Source organism: Burkholderia sp. BCC1638, from assembly GCF_902833195.1.
GTDB classification, from domain to species: Bacteria; Pseudomonadota; Gammaproteobacteria; order Burkholderiales; family Burkholderiaceae; genus Burkholderia; species Burkholderia diffusa.
This window is the reverse complement of sequence record NZ_CADFEC010000018.1, coordinates 54,845-78,101: the sequence shown is the minus strand read 5'-3', so window position 1 is coordinate 78,101 and position 23,257 is coordinate 54,845. Positions and strand designations below refer to the sequence as shown.

General features: G+C 66.3%; 28 protein-coding genes. 17 read left to right on the top strand and 11 right to left on the bottom strand.

What is annotated here, in order from left to right; all coding sequences use genetic code 11:
* The first annotated feature begins 19 nt into the window (after positions 1–19).
* The 6 genes from HWX22_RS20870 (at position 20) to HWX22_RS20845 (ending at position 6,013) form a co-directional block, all read left to right on the top strand.
* Positions 20–1,012 (top strand): sugar kinase, encoded by a 993-nt coding sequence (locus tag HWX22_RS20870; protein ID WP_175916304.1) that lies wholly within the window; start codon positions 20–22, stop codon positions 1,010–1,012.
* A gap of 163 nt (positions 1,013–1,175) precedes the next feature.
* Entirely contained in the window at positions 1,176–2,456 is a 1,281-nt protein-coding gene (locus HWX22_RS20865) for an MFS transporter (RefSeq protein ID WP_175916303.1), read from the top strand.
* Between the two features lie 5 nt (positions 2,457–2,461).
* The gene (locus HWX22_RS20860; RefSeq protein WP_175916302.1) at positions 2,462–3,427 is read left to right on the top strand and encodes a D-glycerate dehydrogenase; all 966 of its coding nucleotides are present in this window, start codon (positions 2,462–2,464) and stop codon (positions 3,425–3,427) included.
* Between the two features lie 323 nt (positions 3,428–3,750).
* Positions 3,751–4,794: a LacI family DNA-binding transcriptional regulator gene (locus tag HWX22_RS20855; RefSeq protein WP_059814385.1), complete on the top strand. Its 1,044-nt coding sequence runs from the start codon at positions 3,751–3,753 to the stop codon at positions 4,792–4,794.
* Between the two features lie 54 nt (positions 4,795–4,848).
* Positions 4,849–5,637 carry a YhfC family intramembrane metalloprotease gene (locus HWX22_RS20850; protein ID WP_175916301.1) on the top strand — a complete coding sequence of 263 codons (789 nt, stop codon included), beginning with the start codon at positions 4,849–4,851 and terminating at the stop codon, positions 5,635–5,637.
* A gap of 13 nt (positions 5,638–5,650) precedes the next feature.
* The gene (locus tag HWX22_RS20845; RefSeq protein WP_175916300.1) at positions 5,651–6,013 is read left to right on the top strand and encodes a DUF3022 domain-containing protein; all 363 of its coding nucleotides are present in this window, start codon (positions 5,651–5,653) and stop codon (positions 6,011–6,013) included.
* A gap of 52 nt (positions 6,014–6,065) precedes the next feature.
* On the opposite strand, the gene HWX22_RS20840 is transcribed toward HWX22_RS20845, so the two are convergent.
* Together HWX22_RS20840 and HWX22_RS20835 are read right to left on the bottom strand one after the other, a co-directional pair.
* Positions 6,066–6,497: a PGDYG domain-containing protein gene (locus tag HWX22_RS20840; protein WP_059524276.1), complete on the bottom strand. Its 432-nt coding sequence runs from the start codon at positions 6,495–6,497 to the stop codon at positions 6,066–6,068.
* Between the two features lie 129 nt (positions 6,498–6,626).
* Complete coding sequence (locus HWX22_RS20835) at positions 6,627–7,187, bottom strand: Spy/CpxP family protein refolding chaperone (protein WP_175916299.1); 561 nt, start codon at positions 7,185–7,187, stop codon at positions 6,627–6,629.
* A gap of 339 nt (positions 7,188–7,526) precedes the next feature.
* On the opposite strand from HWX22_RS20835, the gene HWX22_RS20830 reads away from it, so the two are divergent.
* Both HWX22_RS20830 and HWX22_RS20825 read left to right on the top strand, forming a co-directional pair.
* Positions 7,527–7,991, top strand: a complete 465-nt coding sequence (locus tag HWX22_RS20830) for an Lrp/AsnC family transcriptional regulator (protein WP_006481526.1) — start codon at positions 7,527–7,529, stop codon at positions 7,989–7,991.
* 371 nt (positions 7,992–8,362) lie between these two features.
* Entirely contained in the window at positions 8,363–9,463 is a 1,101-nt protein-coding gene (locus HWX22_RS20825; protein ID WP_040144221.1) for a saccharopine dehydrogenase C-terminal domain-containing protein, read from the top strand.
* A 109-nt stretch (positions 9,464–9,572) separates the two neighbouring features.
* Here HWX22_RS20825 and HWX22_RS20820 read toward each other — a convergent pair whose 3' ends face one another.
* The gene (locus HWX22_RS20820; protein ID WP_059524280.1) at positions 9,573–10,190 is read right to left on the bottom strand and encodes an ATP-binding protein; all 618 of its coding nucleotides are present in this window, start codon (positions 10,188–10,190) and stop codon (positions 9,573–9,575) included.
* Entirely contained in the window at positions 10,187–10,333 is a 147-nt protein-coding gene (cydX, locus tag HWX22_RS20815) for a cytochrome bd-I oxidase subunit CydX (protein WP_082750519.1), read from the bottom strand. Before cydX ends, HWX22_RS20820 begins: the two co-directional genes overlap by 4 nt.
* 179 nt (positions 10,334–10,512) lie before the next feature.
* On the opposite strand from cydX, the gene corA reads away from it, so the two are divergent.
* Positions 10,513–11,490: a magnesium/cobalt transporter CorA gene (gene corA, locus HWX22_RS20810; protein WP_059814477.1), complete on the top strand. Its 978-nt coding sequence runs from the start codon at positions 10,513–10,515 to the stop codon at positions 11,488–11,490.
* 13 nt (positions 11,491–11,503) lie between these two features.
* Here corA and HWX22_RS20805 read toward each other — a convergent pair whose 3' ends face one another.
* Positions 11,504–11,791: a YciI-like protein gene (locus tag HWX22_RS20805; RefSeq protein WP_059451388.1), complete on the bottom strand. Its 288-nt coding sequence runs from the start codon at positions 11,789–11,791 to the stop codon at positions 11,504–11,506.
* Between the two features lie 468 nt (positions 11,792–12,259).
* Here HWX22_RS20805 and HWX22_RS20800 point away from each other — a divergent pair, with 468 nt between their 5' ends.
* Positions 12,260–12,748, top strand: a complete 489-nt coding sequence (locus HWX22_RS20800; RefSeq protein ID WP_059814369.1) for a YbaK/EbsC family protein — start codon at positions 12,260–12,262, stop codon at positions 12,746–12,748.
* A 345-nt stretch (positions 12,749–13,093) separates the two neighbouring features.
* Here the strand turns inward: HWX22_RS20800 and HWX22_RS20795 are convergent, their stop codons facing one another.
* A complete protein-coding gene (locus HWX22_RS20795) occupies positions 13,094–13,756 on the bottom strand; it encodes a HEAT repeat domain-containing protein (RefSeq protein ID WP_175916298.1) in 663 nt (220 codons plus the stop codon).
* 740 nt (positions 13,757–14,496) lie between these two features.
* On the opposite strand from HWX22_RS20795, the gene HWX22_RS20790 reads away from it, so the two are divergent.
* On the top strand, positions 14,497–15,210 hold the full coding sequence (locus tag HWX22_RS20790; RefSeq protein WP_175911021.1) for an SDR family oxidoreductase: 714 nt from the start codon (positions 14,497–14,499) through the stop codon (positions 15,208–15,210).
* 111 nt (positions 15,211–15,321) lie between these two features.
* On the opposite strand, the gene HWX22_RS20785 is transcribed toward HWX22_RS20790, so the two are convergent.
* A complete protein-coding gene (locus HWX22_RS20785) occupies positions 15,322–16,254 on the bottom strand; it encodes a LysR family transcriptional regulator (protein ID WP_175911019.1) in 933 nt (310 codons plus the stop codon).
* 356 nt (positions 16,255–16,610) lie between these two features.
* On the opposite strand from HWX22_RS20785, the gene HWX22_RS20780 reads away from it, so the two are divergent.
* The 5 genes from HWX22_RS20780 (at position 16,611) to HWX22_RS20760 (ending at position 19,451) form a co-directional block, all read left to right on the top strand.
* Positions 16,611–17,075 (top strand): RidA family protein, encoded by a 465-nt coding sequence (locus HWX22_RS20780; protein ID WP_175911017.1) that lies wholly within the window; start codon positions 16,611–16,613, stop codon positions 17,073–17,075.
* Positions 17,076–17,351: 276 nt separating this feature from the next.
* Positions 17,352–17,771 carry an organic hydroperoxide resistance protein gene (locus HWX22_RS20775; protein ID WP_059451383.1) on the top strand — a complete coding sequence of 140 codons (420 nt, stop codon included), beginning with the start codon at positions 17,352–17,354 and terminating at the stop codon, positions 17,769–17,771.
* A gap of 66 nt (positions 17,772–17,837) precedes the next feature.
* The gene (locus tag HWX22_RS20770; protein WP_175911015.1) at positions 17,838–18,164 is read left to right on the top strand and encodes a DUF4148 domain-containing protein; all 327 of its coding nucleotides are present in this window, start codon (positions 17,838–17,840) and stop codon (positions 18,162–18,164) included.
* Positions 18,165–18,236: 72 nt separating this feature from the next.
* The gene (locus tag HWX22_RS20765; RefSeq protein ID WP_059691685.1) at positions 18,237–18,566 is read left to right on the top strand and encodes a DUF4148 domain-containing protein; all 330 of its coding nucleotides are present in this window, start codon (positions 18,237–18,239) and stop codon (positions 18,564–18,566) included.
* 141 nt (positions 18,567–18,707) lie between these two features.
* Positions 18,708–19,451 (top strand): GNAT family N-acetyltransferase, encoded by a 744-nt coding sequence (locus tag HWX22_RS20760; RefSeq protein WP_175916297.1) that lies wholly within the window; start codon positions 18,708–18,710, stop codon positions 19,449–19,451.
* A 58-nt stretch (positions 19,452–19,509) separates the two neighbouring features.
* Here the strand turns inward: HWX22_RS20760 and HWX22_RS20755 are convergent, their stop codons facing one another.
* From HWX22_RS20755 to HWX22_RS20740, 4 genes are all read right to left on the bottom strand, one after another.
* Complete coding sequence (locus HWX22_RS20755; protein WP_059818265.1) at positions 19,510–19,965, bottom strand: MarR family transcriptional regulator; 456 nt, start codon at positions 19,963–19,965, stop codon at positions 19,510–19,512.
* A gap of 126 nt (positions 19,966–20,091) precedes the next feature.
* Complete coding sequence (locus HWX22_RS20750) at positions 20,092–20,235, bottom strand: hypothetical protein (RefSeq protein ID WP_175911009.1); 144 nt, start codon at positions 20,233–20,235, stop codon at positions 20,092–20,094.
* Positions 20,232–20,603: a GFA family protein gene (locus HWX22_RS20745; protein ID WP_059691687.1), complete on the bottom strand. Its 372-nt coding sequence runs from the start codon at positions 20,601–20,603 to the stop codon at positions 20,232–20,234. The genes HWX22_RS20750 and HWX22_RS20745 overlap by 4 nt, the downstream gene beginning before the upstream one ends.
* A 168-nt stretch (positions 20,604–20,771) precedes the next feature.
* Positions 20,772–21,872, bottom strand: a complete 1,101-nt coding sequence (locus HWX22_RS20740) for a nitronate monooxygenase (protein ID WP_175916296.1) — start codon at positions 21,870–21,872, stop codon at positions 20,772–20,774.
* Between the two features lie 204 nt (positions 21,873–22,076).
* Here HWX22_RS20740 and HWX22_RS20735 point away from each other — a divergent pair, with 204 nt between their 5' ends.
* Positions 22,077–23,252, top strand: a complete 1,176-nt coding sequence (locus tag HWX22_RS20735) for a hypothetical protein (RefSeq protein ID WP_175916295.1) — start codon at positions 22,077–22,079, stop codon at positions 23,250–23,252.
* Positions 23,253–23,257: the final 5 nt, after the last annotated feature.

Here is a 23,257-nt window from a genome sequence, read left to right as displayed (position 1 = left end):
GATACGGAGGAATTCACTGATGAAGGCAGCACTCGATGTCGTGACCTACGGCGAGGCGATGGCGATGTTCGTCGCCGCCGAGCCCGGCCACCTCGCGCATGCGTCGCAATTCACGAAACGGATCGCGGGCGCGGACCTGAACGTCGCGATCGGCCTGTCGCGGCTCGGCTTCCGAGTCGGCTGGATGAGCCGGGTGGGCCGCGATTCGTTCGGCGGTTACGTGCTCGACACGCTCGCGCGCGAAGGCATCGACGCGTCGTGCGTGACCGTCGACCCGCGCTATCCGACCGGTTTTCAGCTGAAGTCGCGCAACGACGACGGCAGCGACCCGACCGTCGAATATTTCCGCAAGGGCTCGGCCGCGAGCCACCTGTCGTGCGACGACTACGTGGCCGACTACGTGCTCGGCGCGCGTCACCTGCACTTGACGGGCGTCGCGCCGGCAATTTCCGCGACGTCGTGCGAACTCGCGTTCCAGCTGGCGCGCGAGATGCGCGCGGCGGGCAAGACGATCTCGTTCGACCCGAACCTGCGCCCGACGCTGTGGCCGTCCGCCGACGTGATGGCGAAGACGCTGAACGCGCTCGCGACGCTCGCCGACTGGGTGCTGCCGGGCCTCGCCGAAGGGCAGCAGCTCACCGGGCACGACACGCCCGCCGACATCGCGGGCTTCTATCTGGCACAGGGCGCGCGCGGCGTGGTGATCAAGCTTGGCGCCGAGGGCGCGTACTTCCGCACGGCCGACGGCCGCGAGGGCGCGGTCGCGGGCGAGCGCGTCGCGAACGTGGTCGACACGGTCGGCGCCGGCGACGGCTTCGCGGTCGGCGTGGTCAGCGCGCTGCTGGAAGGCTGGTCCGTCGAGCAGGCGGTCGCGCGCGGCAACCGCATCGGGGCGCTCGCGATCCAGGTGATCGGCGATTCGGAAGGCCTGCCGACCCGCGAGGCACTTGATCGGCTCGAAAACGTCAGCAATCGAGCCGATCGCTTAGAGGAAAGCGTCACCGCGCAATGAGAGGCCGGACACGGCACAATCCGCGGACCCATTTCGTGCTTCGTGCACGGTTTTGCATGAGGCCGGAGCAGGCGCCGATGCGCCGACGCCGGTCGATTCCCGAGAGGACGGGACGGGAGCAAGCGCTTGAGCGCCCGCTCCGGTCTACCCAGGAGACACTCTGATGGCAGCCAATCTCGCAGCACGACGCTGGTGGACGATCATGCCGATCGTCTTCATCACGTACAGCCTCGCTTACCTCGACCGCGCGAACTACGGGTTCGCGGCAGCGGCCGGCATCAACCAGGACCTCGGGATCAGCAAGGGCCTGTCGTCGCTGATCGGCGCGCTGTTCTTCCTCGGTTACTTCTTCTTCCAGATTCCGGGCGCGATCTACGCGGAGCGCCGCAGCGTCAAGAAGCTCGTGTTCGCCAGCCTCGTGCTGTGGGGCGCTTGCGCGGCGCTCACGGGCGTCGTCACCAACATCCCGTCGCTGATGGCGATCCGCTTCATGCTCGGCGTGGTCGAAGCGGCCGTGATGCCGGCGATGCTCATCTACATCAGCAACTGGTTCACGAAGAACGAGCGCTCGCGCGCGAACACGTTCCTGATCCTCGGCAACCCGGTCACCGTGCTGTGGATGTCGATCGTGTCGGGCTATCTCGTGCACGAATTCGGCTGGCGCCACATGTTCATCGCCGAAGGCGTGCCGGCCATCATCTGGGCCGTGTGCTGGTGGTTCCTCGTGCAGGACAAGCCGGCCGATTCGCCGTGGCTCACCGCGGAGGAAAAGAGCGACCTCGATGCCGCGCTCGCGGCCGAACAGGCGGCGATCAAGCCCGTGCGCAACTACGGCGAGGCGTTCCGCTCGCCGGCGGTGATCAAGCTGTGCGCGCAGTATTTCTGCTGGAGCATCGGCGTGTACGGCTTCGTGCTGTGGCTGCCGTCGATCGTCAAGAACGGCTCCGAGCTCGGCATGGTCGCGACCGGCTGGCTGTCGGCGATGCCGTACCTCGCGGCGACGATCGCAATGCTGGTCGCGTCGTGGGCGTCCGACAAGGTCGGTTCGCGCCGCGGCTTCGTGTGGCCGTTCCTGCTCGTCGGCGCGGCCGCGTTCGCCGCGTCGTATGCGCTCGGCTCGTCGCATTTCTGGATCTCGTACGCGCTGCTGGTCGTCGCGGGCGCCGCGATGTACGCGCCGTACGGCCCGTTCTTCGCGATCGTCCCGGAACTGCTGCCGAAGAACGTCGCCGGCGGCGCGATGGCGCTGATCAACAGCATGGGCGCGCTCGGCTCGTTCGTCGGCTCGTACTTCGTCGGCTATCTGAACGGGGCGACCGGGTCGCCCGTCGCATCGTATGCGTTCATGAGCGCCGCGCTCGTGGCCGCGGTGATCCTCACGCTGTCCGTCAAACCCCAGGCGCGCGATGCGCACCCGCTCGCGACGCCGCTGCAAGGAAAATGAAAACGATGAAGCCTCGTATCGTCGCGTACAAGCCGCTGCCCGATGACGTGCTCGCGTATCTGCGCGAGCATGCGGAAGTCGTGCAGACCGACGGCGCCGACGCGCTCGCCGATGCCCTCGGCGACGCGGACGGCGCGATCGGCGCGAGCCTGAAGGTCACGCCGCAGATGCTCGATCGCGCCCCGCGGCTGAAGGCCTGGTCGACGATCTCGGTCGGCTACGACAACTTCGACGTCGCGGATCTCACGCGGCGTGGCATCGTGCTCGCGCATACGCCCGACGTGCTGACGGAATCGACCGCCGATACCGTGTTCTCGCTGATCCTCGCGTCCGCGCGGCGTGTGGTCGAACTGGCGGAGTGGGTGAAGGCCGGCCACTGGCATCGCAGCATCGGCCCCGATCTGTACGGCACCGACGTTCAGGGCAAGACGCTCGGCATCGTCGGGCTCGGGCGGATCGGCGGCGCGGTCGCGCGCCGCGCGGCGCTCGGCTTCCGGATGCAGGTGCTGTACACGAATCGTTCCGCGCATGCCGAAGCCGAGACGCAGTACGGCGCCCGTCGCGTGACGCTCGACGAACTGCTCGCGCAGTCGGACTTCGTGTGCCTGCAGGTGCCGCTGTCGCCGGAAACGCGTCACCTGATCGGCGCGGCCGAATTCGCGAAGATGAAGCGCGGCGCGATCCTGATCAACGCGTCGCGCGGGCCGGTGGTCGACGAGGCCGCGCTGGTCGACGCGCTGCGTGCGGGCACGATCCGCGGCGCGGGGCTCGACGTGTTCGAGAAGGAGCCGTTGCCGGCGGATTCGCCGCTGCTGCGGATGAACAATGTCGTCGCGCTGCCGCATATCGGCTCGGCGACGCACGAGACGCGCCATGCGATGGCGCGCTGCGCCGCGGAAAACCTGGTCGGCGCGCTGGCCGGCACGCTGCGCACGAACCTCGTCAATCCCGACGCGCTCGCGCGCGTCTGAGCGGGGGCGGTCAGCCGGCGGGGCCGCCGGCCGGGTTAGAGGCGATGGTCTTGGTACGGGAGGGCAGGCTGCGTTATGATCGCCCGCTCGTCGCATCGACGACCCGGCCACGCGGCCGGCGGCGTTCGGCGGCGGGCATCCGTGCCAGGTCCGGTGCGGCCGATCGCCGTGCGTTTCAGGCGACCGGAGCGGGCGCGAACGCGCCGGCTTCGATCGATCGCGAAGCAGGGGGGGCGGCGGCGTCCGCCGGGTGGCTTTCGTATCCAACAACAAAGGTCCGTCCGCACACGAAGCGGCGCGGATCGTACGTCGCGAGGCACGACTTGAGCGATTCGCAACCTTCCACGCAGCGTCCGGCGACGATCAGCGACGTCGCACGCGAAGCCGGCACGGGCAAGACCAGCGTTTCGCGCTATCTGAACGGCGAGACGCACGTGCTGTCCGCCGATCTGCGCCAGCGGATCGAGGCGGCGATCGCACGTCTCAACTACCGGCCGAACCAGATGGCGCGCGGGCTGAAGCGCGGCCGCAACCGGCTGCTCGGCATGCTCGCGGCCGACCTGACCAATCCGTATACCGTCGAAGTGCTGCAAGGCGTCGAGGCCGCGTGCCACGCGCTCGGCTACATGCCGCTCATCTGTCACGCGGCCAATGAGGTCGAGATGGAGCGGCGCTTCCTGCAGCTGCTCACCACCTACCGGGTCGAAGGGCTGATCGTCAACGCGCTCGGCGCCGAGGAAGACGTGCTGCGGCCGCTTCGCGGCGCCGGCATTCCGGCCGTGCTCGTCGACCGGACGGTCGAGGGCTTCGAGGCCGACCTGATCGGGCTCGACAATACCGAGGCGATCGAGACGGCGATCGCGCATCTGGTCGCGCGCGGCTTCGATGCGATCCATTTCGTCGTGCAGCCGTTCGAGCACGTCAGCTCGCGGCGCCTGCGCGAGGCCGCGTTTCGCGCGGCGCTCGACGCGCGCGGACTGCCGGTGCCGCCGACGGTCGTGCTCGACCTGAACGAGCCCGCCGCGGCCGCGGCGGCGCTTGCCGACCTCGACGCTCGCATCGACGACGCGGCGCGGCGCGGCGTGCGTGCGGCGCTGTTCGCCGCCAACGCGCCGGTCGCGCTCGCGATCGCGCGCCATCTGCGCGCGCGTTTCGGCGCGGCGTGGCAGGAAAAGGCCGCGCTGCTGTCGATCGACGATCCGGAGTGGGCCGAACTGATCGGCATCACGACCATTCGTCAGCCGACCTACGAGATCGGCTACAAGGCCGTCGAATTCGTGCACGAGCGCATCGACGGCGCGGCCGGCGACGTGCGTGTCGCGTTGCTGCCGGGCGAGCTGATTGCGCGCGCGTCGACCGCAAGCTGAGTATCATTCGGGGCACGCGGCGCGTCAGGTGCGCTGCCCCGAACAAGGAAATTCATGACTGTCGCTCCCGTCACGCTGGCGGTGCTGATCGCCGCCACGCTGATCATCGCGCTACTGCCGTTCGTTCTCTTCCGTCTCCTGCGCAAGCCGCTTTCGCTCGACCGCCGCGACACGATCGTCGGTGTCGCCGTCTTCACGCTGTTCGCGATGATCGTCGAACGCGCATTCCATGGCCTCGTGCTGAGCCAGACGCCCGCCGGCGGCTGGCTCACGCAGCCGCTCGCATTCGTCGCGTACAGCGCGCTCGCGACCGCCGTGTTCGAGGAGGTCGGCCGCTATCTCGGGATCCGGTTCCTGAACCGCCGCTACGGCGCGTCGGTCGGCGACGGGCGCGGCATCGGCTACGGGATCGGCCATGCCGGTGCCGAAGCGTGGTTTGTCGGCGTGCTCGTATGGGGCCAGTGGTCGTATCTCGCGTGGCTCGCGAGCCGCGGCCAGCTCGAGACGCAGCTCGCAGACCTGCCGGGCGATACCGTCGTGCGGCTGCACGTGATGCTGGCGACCTTGTCGGCACAGTCGATGCTGCTGTTGCTGCTCGAGCGCTGCTCGGCGTTCGTGGTGCAACTCGCGCTGTCGGTGCTGGTCTGGCGCGGCGTGCGCGCCGGCCGCGCGGGCGTGCTGCCGCTCGCGATCGTGCTGCATGCGCTGGCGGTCGCGCCGGCGCTGCTGTATCAGGTGCGCGTGCTGCCGGCCGGATCGCTCGAGGCCGTGTATTTCGTGCTGGCCGCGATCCTGGTCGCCGTGCTGGTGAAGACGTGCCGGTCGCCGCGTGCGGCGGCCTGACGGGAGAGGCGGAATGGACGACTATCTGATCGAATGCCAGAGCGCCGAATTCGACGCGCTCGCGCGTGTGATCTGCGATCTCTTTCCGGAGCAAACGCGCTTTGCCGAAAGCAACGACGAACGCGGGCGTTTCCTGTCCGTGCAGTGGGTCGCGATGCGTTTCGGTTCGACGCCGAAACGGATGACGCTCGACATCCGCATCGTGCCGGCCGCGCTGGTGCGCTATCTGGCGCTCCGGCCGATGCAGCGTGCCCGCAGCCATGCGGTGCTGCATGCGTACACGGAAGCGATGCTGGGCTCGCTCGAGGAGCGGCACGCGGCCGGCGAGGCCGTCGAGCGCGACGCGGAACTCGAACTCGACGAAGACTTTGCCTGAACGTTGACGTGAACGCGCGTGCCGGCGCGATGCCGGCGTCGCGCGCTGCGCGTTACGCGTCGCGGTAGACCTGCGCGAAACGCTGCGCCTGGACGACGCCGTAGTCGCCGGGCGCATACTGCATCACCCAGTCGCCGGCGACGCCACGCAGCGTGTCGCCGTTCTCCGAGCGGGCGATCGTGAACGGCTCGTCCATCCGGCGGGCGAGCACGACGGCCGGCCGGTTCCGGTAGGCGCCCGGCGCACCGTGCGCGAGTGCCGGATCGGCGGGCAGGTATTTCGCGTCGAAGCGTGCGCGCGACACGACCCAGCGGTCGCCGGTCGAGCCGGTGATCAGCGCGTCGCCCGCGACATAGCGGTTCGGGCCTTCGAGGCTCATCAGTTCGCCGTCGGCCTCCGCGAATGCGACCGTGACGGTTTCGTCCTTCACGACGCGACGGGCCTGCGGGTCGGTACGCAGATCGATGTGCTTGAGTTCGAGCATGGCGGGGGGAAGTGCGGGAAAAGCCGGGAGCTTATCCCGAATCCGGCGCGCCGTGTGACGCACCGGGTTCCTGCGGGATGCGCGACGCCGTTCGGCCCGGGCGGGCAGCGCGACGCCGGCGAGCGGACGTCAGGGTTGTGCGGGCGCGCTTGCGGCCGGCGCGGCGGCCGCCTTGCCTTCCTTGCTCCTGGCCTTGCCCTTGCCGCGGTGTTCGCCGCCGTGATGCAGCCAGCTGCGGAACGTCGTGTCGGCGAGTGCCTTCTGGTCGGCCGGGAAGCTCTCGTAGAGCGGCGCGAATGCGTCGGCGAGCTTCTTCGCGCCCTCCGCGTTCGCCTGCGCGAGTTCCGCGTACTGCTTCATGTCGTCGACCGCGGACACGTTCTGGCTTTCCATTCGCGTGCGATAGAGGCGGCCCATCGTGTCGCCGTTTTCACGCATCGTGTCGGCGAACGTCTTCCATTGCGGCTCCTGCGCCGACGTGATCTTCAACTGATCGTGCAGGTACTTGATGCGTTGCTCGATGCGCGCTTCGTGGCGCGCCGCGCGCTGTTCGGCGCTCGGGGCCGATGCGGCCGTCGCAGTCGCCATCGACGGAGCGGGCGTTTGCGGTTGCGGCGGCGTTTGCGCGAATGCGCTGGCCGCAGCGGCGAGCGTGGCGAGCGTGGCGAGGGTGAGCGAGATTTTCTTCATGGTTGGCTCTCCGGGGTGGTGTCGTGCGAGCGGGCGCGGCGGCCGATGCCGCGAGCGCCGAACTCTTGTCACCCGTTATTAGTAGCACGTCGCCTGAAACGCGACAGCGAAAGCGACACTTGCTTACATCCGATACGAATCGAAATTGAAAGGGACATAGCGGGCGGGCGACGATCGACGGCGTTCGATCGACACGTCGGACGCCGCACGCGAACGAGGCGGGCAATGCGAACGCGTGAGCCCATGACCGCGTGCGATGCCGTTTGGGCGCACCGGCGTTCGGCGCTATCATCGCGTCACGTTCCATTTCGCCGGCGCGTTGCACGCCGGCCCAGCCTCATGCGTCCACCTCGCCTCGACCAACTCGACGACCTCGACCGGCAACTCGTCGCGCTGCTGCAAGCGGATGCGCGCGCAAGCGTCGCCGATCTCGCGCGACAGCTCGATGTCGCACGCACGACGGTCGTCGCGCGCATCGCGCGGCTCGAGCGCACCAACGTGATCGCCGGATACAGCGTGCGGCTCGGACAGGACGTGCTCGATGCAAGCATCTATGCGTACGTCGGCATCATTCTCACGCCGAAGTTCGGCAAGGACGTGCTGCGCAAGCTCGACCGGATGCCCGAGGTGCAGCTGTTGTGCGCGGTGAGCGGCGAATACGACTATGTCGCATGGCTGCGTGCGGATTCGCCGGAGCGGCTCAACGATCTGCTCGACCAGATCGGCACGCTCGAAGGCGTCGAGCGCACGACGACGTCGATCATCCTGTCGCGCAAGATCGATCGCGGCACGATCGGCGGATGACGTATCGCGTGCGGTGTCGCATGTGACATCGCGGCGCGATTCGATTCGTCGCGTCGTTTTTTCCTCCTTTCCCTTTTCCTGATACCCGTCGACGGCGCTCGCCGCGGGGCGGGGCGTTGCCTCGCGCGTCTTCCTCCTTGCATGTTCCTTCGTGCCCGTCCAAACGCGCCCATCGCGGCCCGTTTGCGGCGCGTCATATACGCGATTTTTAGATGATTTGGTCGTTGTGACGAAATGCGTCGTCATATCGTCGAATTAAACGGTCGTTTCGCATCATTCTTCGTCTTGGAACTGATTTTGCGCGTCCCTAAACTGTGTTCATGGCTCGACGCCGTACACCAACACCAAACTCATCCTCAGGAGATAAGCGCATGAAAATCGCCATCGTCGGCGCAGGTCTGATCGGCCACACCATTGCTCACATGCTGCGTGAAACGGGCGACTACGAAGTGGTCGCGTTCGACCGCGACGCGGATGCGCTCGCCAAGCTGTCGCGTGAAGGCATCGCGACGCAACGTGTCGATTCGGCCGACGCCAATGCGATCCGTGAAGCCGTGAAGGGCTTCGATGCGCTCGTCAACGCGCTGCCGTATTACCTCGCGGTCAACGTCGCCGCGGCGGCCAAGGCTGCCGGCGTTCATTACTTCGACCTGACCGAAGACGTGCGCGCGACGCACGCGATCCGCGAACTGGCGGACGGTTCGGACCGCGCGTTCATGCCGCAGTGCGGCCTCGCGCCGGGCTTCATCGGCATCGCCGCACACGAGCTCGTGAACGGCTTCAGCGAAGTGCGCGACGTGAAGATGCGCGTCGGCGCGCTGCCCGAGTATCCGACCAACGCGCTGAAGTACAACCTGACGTGGAGCGTCGACGGCCTGATCAACGAATACTGCCAGCCGTGCGAAGCGATCCGCGACGGCCGCAAGCAGTGGGTGCAGCCGCTCGAAGGCCTCGAGCACTTCTCGCTCGACGGCACCGAATACGAAGCGTTCAACACGTCGGGCGGCCTGGGCACGCTGTGCGAAACGCTGTCGGGCAAGGTCGAGACGCTCGACTACAAGTCGGTGCGCTATCCGGGCCACCGCGAACTCGTGCAGTTCCTGCTCGAGGACCTGCGCCTGTCGAGCGACCGCGACACGCTGAAGTCGATCATGCGCCGCGCGGTGCCGTCGACGAAGCAGGACGTCGTGCTCGTGTTCGTCACGGTGACGGGCGTGAAGGACGGCCAGCTCGTGCAGGACGTATTCACGCGCAAGATTTTCGCGAAGGACGTGTGCGGGATGCACATGAGCGCGATCCAGATCACGACGGCCGGCGCGATGTGCGCGGTGCTGGATCTGTTCCGCGAAAAGAAGCTGCCGCAGAGCGGTTTCATTCCGCAGGAAAAGGTGTCGCTGAAGGCGTTCCTCGCGAACCGCTTCGGCAAGCTGTACGAAGGCGGCACGATGGAGCGCGTGCACGAAGTCGCCTGACGACCGGTCTCCGGCACGAGGGCCGTGCGACGCCGGGAGCGCAACAGCGCTTCCGGCGTTGTTTTTTTTAGCGCGTCGCGGCGGGGAAGAGCAGGGTGGTGCGCGCCGCTCAGGCGGGCAGCGGCGGGACGATCGTTGCCTGCGGCGCCGGCGGCGCGATGCGGTACAGCAGTGCATCGATGTCCGCGTCGGACGGCGCGGTGTTGTCGAACATCACGATGCCGTCGCATTCGTGGCCGGTCGGCACGAAGCGGCGTTGCCGGTATTCGTCCCAATGCGCGAGCTTGTACGCGTCGTTCGGATTGCCGCGCGCGACGATCCGCTGGTGCGCGACGTCTTCCGCGGTATGGACCCATACGACCGTCAGCACGACGTCCGGCCCGATGCCCAGCCACGTGCGGTCGAGGATGCGCCGATCACGCACTTCGCGCGACAGCGGGCCGACCACGAGCACGCCGATGCCGAGCGCGAGGTTCTCGCGGGCCGTGTCGAGCAGGCCCTGGTATTCGGGATCGCGCAGGTGTTTCAGGTAGAGCGGGCTGTCGCGATCGTTCGGATCGGAGGTGAGGGCGCCCATCGCGGCCGAACTGTAGCGGCCGTAAAGCGTGTCCTTGTCGAGCAGGCAGAAGGCTTCGCCGGTCGCGCGCATCAGCGGCCCGATCAGCCGCTTCGCGAGCGTGGTCTTGCCGGTGCCGGCATGACCGCAGAAGAAAACCAGGTGCGTCACGAATACCGGCCCCCCGGATCCCCGCGCGACGCGTCGCTGCGCTTGTCGCCGCGCGAGAAGACTTCCGCCTCCAGCCACATCGCGTTGATGATGCCGAAGCCGAGCGCCACGCCGATGCCGAGTATCCACGAGAAATACCACATGGGTTTGTCTCCTTGACGGTTGGGCCGCACGGCCGTGCCGTGCGTCTGTCGAAGCAATGTCGTGCGCGTGCCGCGTCGCACGCAGTCCGATCATGACCAATATCGGCGTGTCGCGCAAGCCGGGCCGCCCGCGCGTCAAACCGGTAAACTGATGCGAAAACTGCAACATGACGGACAACATGCTGATCAACTGTGCTGCATACCAGGACGGCCGCAAGCTGGCGGAAATCGATATCGACGCCATCAGCGACTACGTGTCGAAGCCCGAGTGTTTCGTGTGGGTCGCGCTGAAGGATCCGACGCCGGACGAGATCGACCTGATGGGTGAGGAATTCGGGCTGCACGAGCTTGCGCTCGAGGATGCCCGCAAGGGGCATCAGCGGCCGAAGATCGAGGAGTACGGCGATTCGCTGTTCGCGGTGCTGCATATGGTCGAGCTCGACGACGACGGCGAATTCAAGGTCGGCGAGCTGAACGTGTTCGTCGGCCCGAACTACGTGCTGTCGATCCGCAACCATACCGAGCAGGACTTCCGCGACGTGCGCAAGCGCTGCGAGCGCGAGCCGCATCTGCTGCAGGAAGGGTCGGCGTTCGTGTTCTATGCGCTGATGGATCAGGTCGTCGACCGCTATTTCCCGATCCTCGAGACGCTCGGCAACGAGCTCGAGGAACTCGAGGACCGCATCTTCACCAAGGCCTCGCCCGCGTCGTCGCGCGCGATCATCGAGGATCTCTATTCGCTGAAACGCCGGCTCGTGACGCTGCACCAGCACACGGCGCCGCTGATCGAGCCGCTCGCGAAGCTCACCGGCGGACGCATTCCGCAGATCTGCAGCGGGATGGAGCATTACTTTCGCGACGTGTACGACCACCTGCAGCGGATCGTGAAGACGATCGAAGGGCGGCGCGAGATGGTCGTGACCGCGATCCAGGTCAACCTCGGGATGATTTCGCTCTCGGAGAACGAGGTGACCAAGCGGCTCGGTTCGTTCGCCGCGCTGTTCGCGATACCGACGATGATCGCCGGCATTTACGGGATGAACTTCGCGAACATGCCCGAACTGCACCTCAAGTACGGCTTCTACGGCTGCATCGCGGTGATGGTCGCCGCCGATCTCGCGTTGTGGTGGCGCTTCAAGCGGGCGGGATGGCTGTAGCAGGGGGACGCCGCTAGCGCGGGGCGTGCTTGCCGACCACGACGCGCCACGGACGCACGCACCAGGATTTGACGAGGCCGTGCTGCACGTACGGATCGGCGCGGGCGAACGATTCGGCGGCTTCCGGCGAGTCGCCTTCGAAGACGAGCACGGCCCGGTCGGCTGGATCCTGCAATGCGCCTGCGAGCATGAGCTCACCGCGCTCGGTTGCCGCCTGCGCGAGTGCGAGGTGCTCGGCGCGGTACTGTTCGCGCCGGGACAGATAATCGTCGACGAGTTCGTAGATCAACTGGTAGTGCATGGTCGCTCCCGGAATCGGCTGCCGCAGGATGGCGGGCGGTTGGCTCAGTATAGGGCGCGTTTCGGTCTTTGTCGGGCATGGTTTGCGACGGCTTCGCCGCTGCGTGGCCGGCTGATCCCGGGCGGCTGACGAGATGATTTTCAAGCCCCGACGCCCTTTCTTTAAATGCAACTAACGGTCTAGTTAGGGGCCGCCGTCGCATGGATTCGAGTCATCGCACCGGACCGGTTATCGCTCGTTTTGTCTTCAAGAAAGGCGGGTGCCGTCGGGATGTTCCATGCGCATTCCGGGCACGAATTTCGCATGCCGGCGAGGGCGGCCGCGTCGATCGCAAAAAGGGCCGAAGCCGGATATCGGACCGCCCATGCGGACGTCGTGCGAGGGCGTTTCCATTGGCCGCAATGCGACCTATGCTGAATGAATCCGGAGCGAACTTCGTTCGCCCGATTCGTCAAGACGAGGTGTGCCATGCCTGTATCAGCCACCCTGCAGGATTGCCTGCGCCAGAAGTCATCGCGGTACGAAGTCGTGTACCACCCGTATAGCCATACCAGCATGGAGACGGCCGCCGCCGCGCATATCCCCGGCGATCGCCTCGCGAAAACCGTGCTGCTCGAGGACGACGAAGGCTACGTCGCCGCCGTGCTGCCGACGTCGCACGCGGTGCGCCTGTCGGACCTCTGGGTCAAGACCGGCCGTCATCTCGTGCTCGCCAGGGAAATCAAACTGCGCGAACTGTTCAAGGATTGCGACCTCGGCGCGTTGCCGCCGGTGTGCATGGCGTACGGGATGAAGACGTTCCTCGAGGAACATCTCGCGCAGCAGCCGGAAGTGTATTTCGAGGCCGGCGACCACGAAGCGCTGATCCACATGATGCAGGACGAATTCCTGTCGCTGATGGAGACGGCCGAGCGCGCGCATTTCTCGCACAAGATGCAGGGGATGTGGTTGTCCTGATCGTCCTGTAGCGGGCGGTTTGCGGTAGTTGGAGACGGCGTCTGGCGGGCGGCCGTCGGGGGCGTTGCGTGTCGCCGGTTTTGCCGCAGTTGGGTTCACGCTGGAAATCGGTGCTGCGAGCAACCGGTGAGGCGGGATTCTGGTGGCGTCTGGTCGGGATTTCAGTGGTGATGTTGGGTGAATTTCGTATTTTACATAATCATAGTTATCGATAAGTTTTGTTGTAGTGGCTAAGTTGTAATGTCCGCTTTGGGCTACATGGAAATGTCGCTCTAGCGGCCGATCTGCCGACCAACCGCCGCCGGGTCCCAGCCGCACGATGTGCCGCGGCCGTTCAACCTATATTCATGACACGTCTCGCGCGTTCCGTACGACGTACTCGCGACCGTCTGCCTCGGCCAGCTTCACGTATTGCACCAGCTTTCCGGATTGGATGTTCTTGAGCACCCACAACGCGGCAATCCGCTGATATTCGTGTCCGGTGTGCCACGCACGCTCCGCGAGCGCCTCGGCATGCGTGGACTTCAGTGCGCCCAACGCAAGCAAGGCACGCCGGCGCACGTATTCGTCCTCGTCATCCACCAGGCGCAACAGCAGTCCCTCGGCCTCCGCGGCATGCGAACCCAGCCCGCCGAGTCGCGCGGCCAACTGCCATTTGGCGTTCGGCTCCGACGCGTCGATCGAGGCGCGCGCAAGTGCCAGTAACGCGTCGGGTTGCGTCCAGAGCATGCTCGAAATGTGTTCCAGCGCTTGGTCGCGGGCAATCGCGTAAAGCAGATCGGCGCACGCGGTTGCGGTCCAGGCGGCCGGCGCAAGCGAGTCGACGACGGCAAGCGACGCGTCCCACAGCGCTTCCCAATGGCCGTACTCACATTCCCACTCGACACTTCGCTGGTGGACTGGGTATAGCGCCGCCCATTCCCTGAATTTTTCGACCTGTTCGTGCAGTGTGTTCAACGCGTGCATGGAAAGTGTATTGATTGCGGCCTGCGTCACGGTGCGATGCATGCGGCGTAAAACTACGTTGCCCCTGCAGCCCCAAAACCGGATGTATCGAGCCGCCCGCTCGCGACTCTCGTCGCGTCTCGCGGCACCCGGCATGCCGCGAGACGCGCATACCGCGCCGGCTGTTCGGGGGCGCTCGCGCAGGTGCTGCGCCGGCCGAAGCAAGCGTCCGGGACGAGCGAATCGGCGTCGTCCGCCACCGGGCAATCTCCGGGCGATATCGGGCCGTATCTACGGATGTGGGCAGGATTGTGCCAGTTTTGGTCGTGTTCGGAGTGCCGGATTACGCACCGAACATCCACGTGCGGCCGCATGCCCTGCCCTGATTCTCTTGGGGAGGCGTTCGGTCAGGCGCGTTTTCGTATCCGGGAGTTTTAATAAAAAATACAGCTATCATGATAAGAAAAGTTATCCGGATATTTTCGATAAAAAACAGAAGTGCCCGATGCGTGACGAACGATCCGGTACACGACATTCCCAGCATTCCGCTGCGCAAACCTTCGAATTCACAACGATCGACGCGTGTCGCTGTGTGTGAAAGACGGCGCACTGGCGATCGCGTCGACGCAGCTCCTCCAGCATCCTCGCCGCTTCCCCCGCCCCGCATTTGTTCCCGCGACGCAAGACTGTTGGTCCATGGTGGGTATTCGAACTCCGGCCCGCCGCGCCTAGAGTTGCGTCCATCGGATTCATCGATCCGGTCGGCGCTGAAGCCGAAAACCAGTCACCTGTCGAGGCATATCATGAGCACTTCCAAAGTCATCATCGTCACCGGCGCATCGCAAGGCATCGGCGCCGAAGCGGTCAACGCATTCCGCGCGCAGGGCCATCGCGTGGTCGCGACGTCCCGTTCGATCGGGACGTCGGACGCCCCCGATCTCGTCACCGTCGCGGGCGACATCGGCGACCCGGCTGTCGCGCGGCGCGTGGTCGACGCCGCCATCGAGCGCTTCGGCCGGGTCGACACGCTCGTCAACAACGCGGGCATCTTCATCGCGAAGCCGTTCACGCAATACACGGCGGACGACTATGCGGCCATCACCCGCGTGAACATGGACGGCTTCTTCCACATCACGCAGCGCGCGATTGCGGCGATGCAGCGCAACGGAAACGGCGGCGGTCACGTGGTCAGCATCACGACGAGCCTCGTCGATCACGCGAACAGCAATGTGCCGTCGGTGCTCGCATCGCTGACGAAAGGCGGGATCAATGCGGCGACGAAGTCGCTCGCAATTGAATATGCGAAGGCCGGCATCCGCGTGAACGCGGTGTCGCCCGGCATCATCAAGTCGCCGATGCACGCGCCTGACACGCACGCGACGCTCGCATCGCTGCATCCGGTCGGCCGGATGGGCGAGATGAGCGACATCGTCGGCGCGATCCTGTATCTCGATTCGGCGCCGTTCGTCACCGGCGAGATTCTGCACGTGGACGGTGGCCAGAGCGCCGGGCACTGAGCGGCAACGTCGTGAACATGCGCCGGCGCGGATGATGCCGGCGCCCCGATGCCGGCGCAGGCGTGGCGTCGGCGCCCCGCTCTGCCCGGTCGACGGCATGGCTGGCCGCGACTAGCGAGTCCGCCTTGCGGGTGCCTGTTCGAGATGTTCGACGAGAAAGTCGACGAAGACGCGCACGCGTGACGACAGATAGCGTGCATGCGGATACAGCAGCATGAACGGCCGCGATCGCCCGCCCTGCGCGGACAGCACCTCAGTGAGCGTGCCTTCCCGCAGATCCCGCTCGACGATGAAGCGATAGGTCTGGAACAGGCCCGCACCGCTGCGCGCGAGCGTGACGCCGGCGAGGACGTCGCCCGACGTGCCGTAGCCGCCCGTCGTCGCAACGTCGATTTCCGCCGATCCGTCGCTGAACAGCCATGGAATCGGGCGGCCGCTGCTCGGAAGCTCGAACTGGATGCATTCGTGCGAGTGCAGATCGTCGACCGTGCGCAGCACGCCGGCGCGCTTCAGATAGCCCGGCGTCGCGACGACGACGAGCTCGGCGTCCTCCAGCTTGCGTGCGACCAGGCTCGAATCCGCTGGCGCGCGGCCGCGGATCGCAAGGTCGAAACCCTCCTCGGCGAAGTCGATGTTGCGGTTGCTGAGATGGGTTTCGACGCGTACGTCCGGGTATCGCTCGCGAAACGCGGGCAGCAGCGGCAGCACGCGATAGTGTCCGTATGGCGTCGGCATGCTGATGCGCAGCACGCCGGCCGGCGTTGCCTGCTGCCCCGTCGCTTCGCGCTCCGCGTCGACGAGCTGCGACAACGCATCACGGCATTGCTCGAAATAGCGCCGCCCAGAATCGGTGAGCCGGATCTGGCGCGTCGTCCGGACGAACAGGCGTACGCCGAGACGCTCCTCGAGCCGCGCGACCGACCGGCTCACCGCGGCCGGCGTGACGCTCGCGGCCGTTGCGGCAAGCGTGAAGCTGCCGAGTTCGGCTGCCAGACAGAACAGCTCGATGCTGCCGAGCAGGAGGTCATCGAATTTTCTCTGCATGGGGGCGGCTCCTGCTTCCTCGTGCCGCCTGGCGCGGTTGCAAGACGGCGAATCCGGCGTGCGCCCGCAACCAGGCACGGCGCTTCCGGCCCGCCAGCGCGCGTTGTTTCGCGGCGGGACGCTGAAGCACCGAGTGTGCATGAATCGCCGCCAGGAAACCAGCGTATCGGCGATACCGGTGGTACGCGTTCGCACCGCGTTGCACCGCGGGCGATTCGTTACACCGCGTGTCGAGTCAATTGCGCGAACGATATTTACCGGCCCCGACCGCCTCACTAGAGTGACTGACAGAGGCCGTGGCGAGTCGCGCGTCCACACCGCGGCCAACTCATCAACGATCCCCGAAGGAGCATGCCATGACGATCGAACAGAAGCTGGCCGAACTCGACTTCACGCTACCCGAACCGCCGCAACCGCTCGGCAGCTATACGGCCGTCAGTGAGGCAGGCAACCTGTTGTTCATTTCCGGGCAATTGCCGCTCGTCGACGGCAAGGTGGCCTATACGGGGCGCGTCGGCGAACAACTGGGCGTCGATGACGGTCGGCGCGCGGCGCAGCTCGCGGCGCTGAACGTGCTTGCCCAGATCGGAAAGCACCTCGGCGGGTTCGACCGCCTGCATCACATCGTGCGCGTCGAGGGGCACGTCGCGTCGGCCGACGGCTTCCACGGTCAACCGGCCGTGATCGACGGCGCCTCCGACCTGTTCGCCCAGGTGCTGGGCAACAAGGCCGGACACGCGCGCTCGGCCTTTTCCCACCGCCAGTTGCCGGCCGACGCGGCGGTGGTCCTGGTCGTGATCGCCGAAGTCCGCCCGGCATGACCGGGTTGCCGAAGGCCCGGGCGACCGCTATTCCGGCGCGGCCATCTGCCCTGCCATCGCTGAATCTTCCGGTCCGGGTCGTCTTTTCAATATAAGGGTTTGATCGCCCGGGAGCCTTGTCCGGCAAGGCTCGCCACGCTCTAGATACATTGAAATACAAAATATCGTATGCGATTTAATCGAATCCGCTTGACGTGCTCGGTCGTCTCGACCAAACTGCATCGCATGCGATCGAATCGCATCAGAGAAAAACCTTCCTACCTGACGGAGTGAACGATGAGCAAGATCGAAAAAGTGCTGTACACGGGCAAGACGCATACGACTTCCGGCGGCCGCGACGGCGCGGCTCGCAGTTCCGACGGCCGCCTCGACATCCAGTTGTCGTCGCCGGGCAGCGCCGGGAACGGCACGAATCCGGAACAGCTGTTCGCGGCCGGCTGGTCGGCCTGCTTCATCGGCGCGATGCAGCTCGCGGCGCGCGCGGCGAAGGTCACGCTGCCGGCCGATCTCGCGGTCGATGCCGAAGTGGATCTGGGCACGGGCGGCAACGCGTACTTCCTGCAGGCCCGCCTGAACGTGAGCGTGCCGGGACTCGATCGCGACGTCGCGCAGCACATCGTCGACACCGCGCACCAGACCTGCCCGTATTCGAAGGCGACGCGCGGCAATATCGATGTCGAGATCCGCATCGTCTGAGCCATGCCCCGGGTGGCCACGTGCTGCCCTCCTGAATGTCCTGCCATTTTCTTGTCGAGGTGAATGATGAAAACCCAACTGATCGCTGCCCTTCTCGTTGCCGTGTCCGCCGCCGTTGCCGCGCCGGCCTTTGCCAGTGACGCCGTCGTGACGCGTGCACAAGTGCGTGCCGAACTCGTCCAGTTGCAGCAGGCCGGCTATGTGCCGGGCCGCGCGAACGATCCGCACTACCCGGACGACCTGCAGGTCGCGCTGACGCGTATCCACGCGAACGACACCGTCGCAGCCGATACGGCGACGTCCGGTTATGGCGCCGACGCCGCAGCCGTCACGCAATCGGGCAGCCGTCCCGTCACGCGCACAGCCGAGCGCTCGATCTATTTCGGCCGTTGAACGAAGTCGCGATCGACGCCGATTGCCGGCGCGCGGCGTTCACATTCCGATTACTCTTTTCTGTCGAGGTAAATGATGAAGACCCAACTGATTGCAGCCCTGCTCGTCGCCGTGTCGGCTTCCGTTGCCGCACCGGCCTTCGCGACCGAAAGCACCGTGACGCGCGCGCAAGTGCGGGCGGAACTGGCCGCCCTCCAGCAGGCCGGCTATCTGCCGAATCGCCCGAACGATCCCAACTATCCGGACAACCTGCAGGCCGCGCTGAAGCGGGTGCGCGACAACGATGCAACGGCGGCCGACACCCGGACAGCCGGTTACGGCAACAACGCCGACGGTGCGACGCAATCCGGCAGTCGCATCGCGATTCGCACGGCCGAGCGCTCGATCTATTTCGGTCGTTGAGCGTCGCGACGAAATCGACGACACCGCCCGCCAAATAAAGCGCATACGATGTAATCGTATGCGCTTTTTGTTTGCCCGCAACCGGCGCGGACGATCGCGTCTATGCTGTGCGACGGGCGGCCTTCAATCAAGGAGCAGACGATGCTGGAACCGACGACGGACCAGGAAGATGGCGGATCGCATCCGCTCGACAATACCGTATGGCGCGCGCTCACCGGGGAGCAGCATCGTTTCGCCCTCAGCGACGCGCTTGCGCGTCGATTTCCTCCTGCGCTCGCACCGTTTGCGGGCATAGCCGACCGCAGCCCGACCGCGTTCGACGCGTTGCACGGACTGATCGACGCGCATGGACCGGCGGCACTCGTCACGCCGGACGAGATCCCGACGCCGGCCGGTTTTTCCGTGGTCTGGCGGGCGATGCTGCATCAGATGATCTGGCAGGGAACGCTCGACGGCGCGCCTGCTCTGGAGCATGTCCGGCTCACCGAAGCCGATGTGCCGGAAATGCTCGAACTGATCGCGGCGACGGAGCCAGGCCCGTTCGGCCCGCGCACGGTCGAATTCGGCGGCTATATCGGTGTACGCCGGCAAGGCCGGCTCGTGGCGATGGCCGGTCAGCGGCTGAGGGTCGGCGGTCATGCGGAGATCAGCGCGGTGTGCGTGGATGCGGCTTTCCGGGGCCAAGGCCTCGCGACCGGACTAATCCGGTCGTTGGTCGCGACCATCCGCGCGCGGGCGGAAACGCCGTTCCTGCACGTGCTCACGTCGAATCACGGCGCGATCGAGCGCTATCGCGCACTCGGCTTCGTGACGCGTCGCGACATGCATTTGCTGGTGCTGGGGCCCAAGGAAACCGGGACGGGCCAGCCGGAGCGCCAGCCATAAGGACGGGTCGCGCCGGCAATTGCACCGCAGGCTCGACATCGAGCCTGCGTTTAATCGTCTATTCGTCGATCGAATCGATCAGGTTGCCGCGCAGCGTGACGATGGCCTTCTGCATCTTCGCGAATTCGTCGGGTTTCAGCCCGGTGGCTTCGACCAGATTCATGTCGAGCCCCTTCTCGCGCACGCGGCGGCCGCTTTTCGTCAGGCTCACGAGCACCTGGCGTTCGTCCGACGGATCGCGGTGCCGCTCCAGATAGCCCATCGCCTCGAGCTTCTTCAGGATCGGCGTCAGCGTGTTCGATTCGAGGAACAGCTTTTCGCCGAGTTGCCCGACCGTCTGGTTGCCCTCCTCCCACAGCGCGATGATCGTGATGTATTGCGTGTACGTGAGGCCGAGCTCTTCGAGGATCGGTTTGTATGCCTTGCCGAACGCGAGATTCGTCGAGTAGATCGCAAAACACAGGAATTCGGACAGCTTCGGTGCGGCGGGCGATTGTGTTTCGGTCGGTTTCATGGGCGTTCTCCAGCGACGACGGTTCGTGTCGCAGATGGACGCATTATATATCGCGTGCGATCTTATCGGTAGCATGATTATCGTTTCCGATCAACATGACTCGACGCCCACGGCCCCTGTTCCGGTTCAGTCTTGTCCGCCGTCGTTCCGACCCCGTCGGTCGCCGGTCCGCTGGCGGCTGACTGACAGCAGCGAACACTGCACCGGATGAGCGATTTCGGTCGCGAGGCCGCCGGCGGCGAACAGCAGGATCATCAGCCAGCGCTTCATGCGTCCTCCACGACGGAAAGGCTTGCGCCGTCGGCGACGGTCGCATCGAGCGCATAGGGATCGACGCCGTCGAGGCAACCGAGATTGACGCGCCAGCACGCGGGATCCTTGCGCGTCTGATGAAAAGGATAGACGCCGCAGCGGCTGCAGAAATAGTGACGAGCCGTGTGCGTGTTGAAGCGGTAGAGCGTCAGCGCGCCCTCGCCCTCGACGATCTTCAGGTCGGCCGCGGCGAACATCGGGCTCATCAGCGCGCCGCGACGGCGGCAAAGGCTGCAGTTGCAGCGAGTCGCCGGCGCGAGCGCGGTCCGGACTTCGAATTTCACGGCGCCGCAATGGCAGGATCCGTTGAACCATGTAGCAGACATGTCGTGCTCCTCAAGAGGTCATGTCCGCTTTATAACGGGCCTTCGCCGATGCGTTGTATCACGCTGTATCCACGCCGCACGTGGATACAGGACGTTGCAATTTTGTCCACGGCCATGCGCATTGCGGCCCATGCGCCGAGCGCCGGCGCGCCGCATGTAACCGGGAAATCAGTCCAGCGCATGCTGTAACCGTGCGATGGCCGCCCGTGTCTCGCGCTCGAGCGTCGCGAACAGTTCGGCCGCCGGCAGCGACCGGGCGAGCGGCGCCGCCTGCCCGGCCCATTGCGCGCCGTAGCCGAACTCGCCGTTCGCCTTCGCGGCCGCATGCAGTGCCTTGCCGGCGTCGTATGCGATCGGATAGGCCGGCGTGGCCGGTGCGTGCGGATCGTCGCCGAGCGCGGTCAGTCGGTTCGCGATGCCGCGTGCGATCCGTCCGGAGACCGCGGTCGTCAATGTCGTGCGGCGCGCTGCGTCGCCGAGGATCGCGCGGCGATAACCGTCGTCGATCGACGTCTCCGGGCACGCCACGAAGGCGGTGCCGAGCTGCGCGGCCTGCGCGCCGAGCGCCAGCGCGGCGGCGATGCCGTCGCCGTCCATGATGCCGCCGGCCGCGATCACCGGCAGCGCGCATTCGCGCACCAGCAGGCGCGTCAGCGCGAACGTGCCGAGCCGGTCGTCGTGCGCCGTCGAGTCGAATACGCCACGGTGCCCGCCGGCCTCGATGCCCTGCGCAACGATCGCGTCGATGCCGACCGCGACGATCTGCCGGGCTTCGTCGGGATTCGTCGCGGACGCGAACAGCGTGATGCCCGTGCGCTTCAGCACGGCAATGGCCTCATCGGACGGCAACCCGAAATGAAAGCTGACGACCGCCGGTTTTTCTTCGATCAGCATCGCGAGCATCGCATCGTCCGCGACGAAGCTCGTGTAGATCTCCGACAACGACGCCGGCGGCGTCGCGCCCTGTTCGCGGAACGCGGGCGCGAGCCAGTCGAGCCACGCGCGTTCGACGACAGCGTCGGCGCGGGCCGGCTGGTGGCAGAACAGATTGATGTTGAACGGCCGGTCGGTGAGCGCGCGCGTGTCGCGGATCATCTTGCGCGCACCGTCGGCGTTCGTCGCGCCGACGCCGAGCGAGCCGAGGCCGCCCGCATTCGACACGGCGGCCGCCAGCGCGGGCGTGCTGACGCCGGTCATCGGCGCCTGGATGATCGGGGTGCGGATGCCGAGCGTGCGCAACAGCGTCCGGTTGTCGGTCGAGGGAATCATGTCGTGCGTCTCCTGTGGGCGGCGTGAACGCAAACGGGAAGCGTGCGGGTGCGCGGCACGTGGGTTGTGCCGGCGGGCCGCCGTTCGAAAGTTCAGCGCTCAGGATAGCGGACCGGGAAAACGCATCCAAGTCCGACGAACGGCATATGTCTCGTCGTGCCGCTTCGTGAAATACTGCGGCCACGCGTCCTCCGGAACTCCGCAATGAGTGAAATGCCCGCCATGCCCTCGTTCTGTTGCCCGATCGTGCGTTTCGCACTGACGTGCGTCGTGGCGTTGCTGGTCGTCGGGCCGGCGACGGCCGCCTCGGCCACGGATGCCACGCACTTGCCTGGCGGGTCGCCCGTACCGGCAGTGCGCACGCCGCAACGCATCCTGTTCGTCGGCGACAGCCTCACGCACGGCCGTTACACGCCCGTGCGTTCGTACGGCGCGATGCGGTCCGGCCGCGAGGATATGGGCGGCACCGCGCGGGTCATCGACGAAAACTTCGGGCAGACCGGGGCCCGCGCCGAACGCGAGCCGGGCCCGTGGGGCGGGATTCCGGGGATCTTCGCGCGCTTCGCCGCCGAAGCCGGACTCGACTACGAGGTTCATCTGGAAGCGATGTCGGCGACGAGCCTCGCGAAACATGACCGCGTCGCATCGGACGTGATCGACCGGCCCACGTGGGATGTGGTGGTCCTGCAGGAACTGAGCGCAAAGCCGTTGCCGTTCGCGCTCACGCACAACCGCGCCAGCGATCCGGCCGGTTTCCGTACGAGCGTCGCGAAGCTGGCACGCGGCATTCGTGCGGCGGCGCCGCAAGCGCGTGTCTATCTGTATGAAACCTGGCCACGCGCCGAACTCGCGAAAGCGCTGGCGGGCGAGCCGGACAGCGCCGGTTTTCACGTACGGTACGTCGATCGTCTCGCCGACCTCGTTGCAGCGTATCGCGATGCATACGAAGGCGCGCGCCGCACCGATCCGTCGATCGCCGCCGTCGTGCCGGTCGGCCGTGCGTGGCAGCGTGCATGGACGACCGGCGTCGCCGATCCCGACCCGTATGCGCCGTCCGGCGCGCCGCTGCTGTGGTACGGCATGCGCGCCCAGAACGACCCGCCGATCTCGCGGCCCGATTATCTGCATCCGGGCGTGCTGGGCGCTTATCTGAGCGCGCTCGTGCTGTTTCAGCAGATCGCCGGGGTCGACGTCCGTACGTTCGGCCCGCAGGAGCAAGCTGCCGCGCAACTCGGCATCGCGCCGGACATGGCGGCAAGGTTGCAGGCGGTTGCGTCGGATACGGTCCGCCAGGAACGGGCCGACGCCAGCTCTACCCCCGCTGTCGATGCCGGTCAGACGGCGGCAGCCGGATGCGCTGATCCGTGCGCGTCGCAATGAGCGGC

Coding starts and splice junctions, on each gene's coding strand:
- HWX22_RS20765 (WP_059691685.1), top strand. CDS start 18,237: ATGATGAAGACCCAACTGATTGCAGCCCTGCTCGTCGCCGTGTCGGCT.
- HWX22_RS20750 (WP_175911009.1), bottom strand. CDS start 20,235: ATGAAGCGCTGGCTGATGATCCTGCTGTTCGCCGCCGGCGGCCTCGCG.
- HWX22_RS20825 (WP_040144221.1), top strand. CDS start 8,363: ATGAAAATCGCCATCGTCGGCGCAGGTCTGATCGGCCACACCATTGCT.
- HWX22_RS20845 (WP_175916300.1), top strand. CDS start 5,651: ATGGACGACTATCTGATCGAATGCCAGAGCGCCGAATTCGACGCGCTC.
- HWX22_RS20780 (WP_175911017.1), top strand. CDS start 16,611: ATGACGATCGAACAGAAGCTGGCCGAACTCGACTTCACGCTACCCGAA.
- HWX22_RS20745 (WP_059691687.1), bottom strand. CDS start 20,603: ATGTCTGCTACATGGTTCAACGGATCCTGCCATTGCGGCGCCGTGAAA.
- cydX (WP_082750519.1), bottom strand. CDS start 10,333: ATGTGGTATTTCTCGTGGATACTCGGCATCGGCGTGGCGCTCGGCTTC.
- HWX22_RS20740 (WP_175916296.1), bottom strand. CDS start 21,872: ATGATTCCCTCGACCGACAACCGGACGCTGTTGCGCACGCTCGGCATC.
- HWX22_RS20795 (WP_175916298.1), bottom strand. CDS start 13,756: ATGCATCGCACCGTGACGCAGGCCGCAATCAATACACTTTCCATGCAC.
- corA (WP_059814477.1), top strand. CDS start 10,513: ATGCTGATCAACTGTGCTGCATACCAGGACGGCCGCAAGCTGGCGGAA.
- HWX22_RS20770 (WP_175911015.1), top strand. CDS start 17,838: ATGAAAACCCAACTGATCGCTGCCCTTCTCGTTGCCGTGTCCGCCGCC.
- HWX22_RS20860 (WP_175916302.1), top strand. CDS start 2,462: ATGAAGCCTCGTATCGTCGCGTACAAGCCGCTGCCCGATGACGTGCTC.
- HWX22_RS20760 (WP_175916297.1), top strand. CDS start 18,708: ATGCTGGAACCGACGACGGACCAGGAAGATGGCGGATCGCATCCGCTC.
- HWX22_RS20735 (WP_175916295.1), top strand. CDS start 22,077: ATGAGTGAAATGCCCGCCATGCCCTCGTTCTGTTGCCCGATCGTGCGT.
- HWX22_RS20805 (WP_059451388.1), bottom strand. CDS start 11,791: ATGCACTACCAGTTGATCTACGAACTCGTCGACGATTATCTGTCCCGG.
- HWX22_RS20830 (WP_006481526.1), top strand. CDS start 7,527: ATGCGTCCACCTCGCCTCGACCAACTCGACGACCTCGACCGGCAACTC.
- HWX22_RS20790 (WP_175911021.1), top strand. CDS start 14,497: ATGAGCACTTCCAAAGTCATCATCGTCACCGGCGCATCGCAAGGCATC.
- HWX22_RS20775 (WP_059451383.1), top strand. CDS start 17,352: ATGAGCAAGATCGAAAAAGTGCTGTACACGGGCAAGACGCATACGACT.
- HWX22_RS20785 (WP_175911019.1), bottom strand. CDS start 16,254: ATGCAGAGAAAATTCGATGACCTCCTGCTCGGCAGCATCGAGCTGTTC.
- HWX22_RS20755 (WP_059818265.1), bottom strand. CDS start 19,965: ATGAAACCGACCGAAACACAATCGCCCGCCGCACCGAAGCTGTCCGAA.
- HWX22_RS20865 (WP_175916303.1), top strand. CDS start 1,176: ATGGCAGCCAATCTCGCAGCACGACGCTGGTGGACGATCATGCCGATC.
- HWX22_RS20870 (WP_175916304.1), top strand. CDS start 20: ATGAAGGCAGCACTCGATGTCGTGACCTACGGCGAGGCGATGGCGATG.
- HWX22_RS20850 (WP_175916301.1), top strand. CDS start 4,849: ATGACTGTCGCTCCCGTCACGCTGGCGGTGCTGATCGCCGCCACGCTG.
- HWX22_RS20800 (WP_059814369.1), top strand. CDS start 12,260: ATGCCTGTATCAGCCACCCTGCAGGATTGCCTGCGCCAGAAGTCATCG.
- HWX22_RS20835 (WP_175916299.1), bottom strand. CDS start 7,187: ATGAAGAAAATCTCGCTCACCCTCGCCACGCTCGCCACGCTCGCCGCT.
- HWX22_RS20840 (WP_059524276.1), bottom strand. CDS start 6,497: ATGCTCGAACTCAAGCACATCGATCTGCGTACCGACCCGCAGGCCCGT.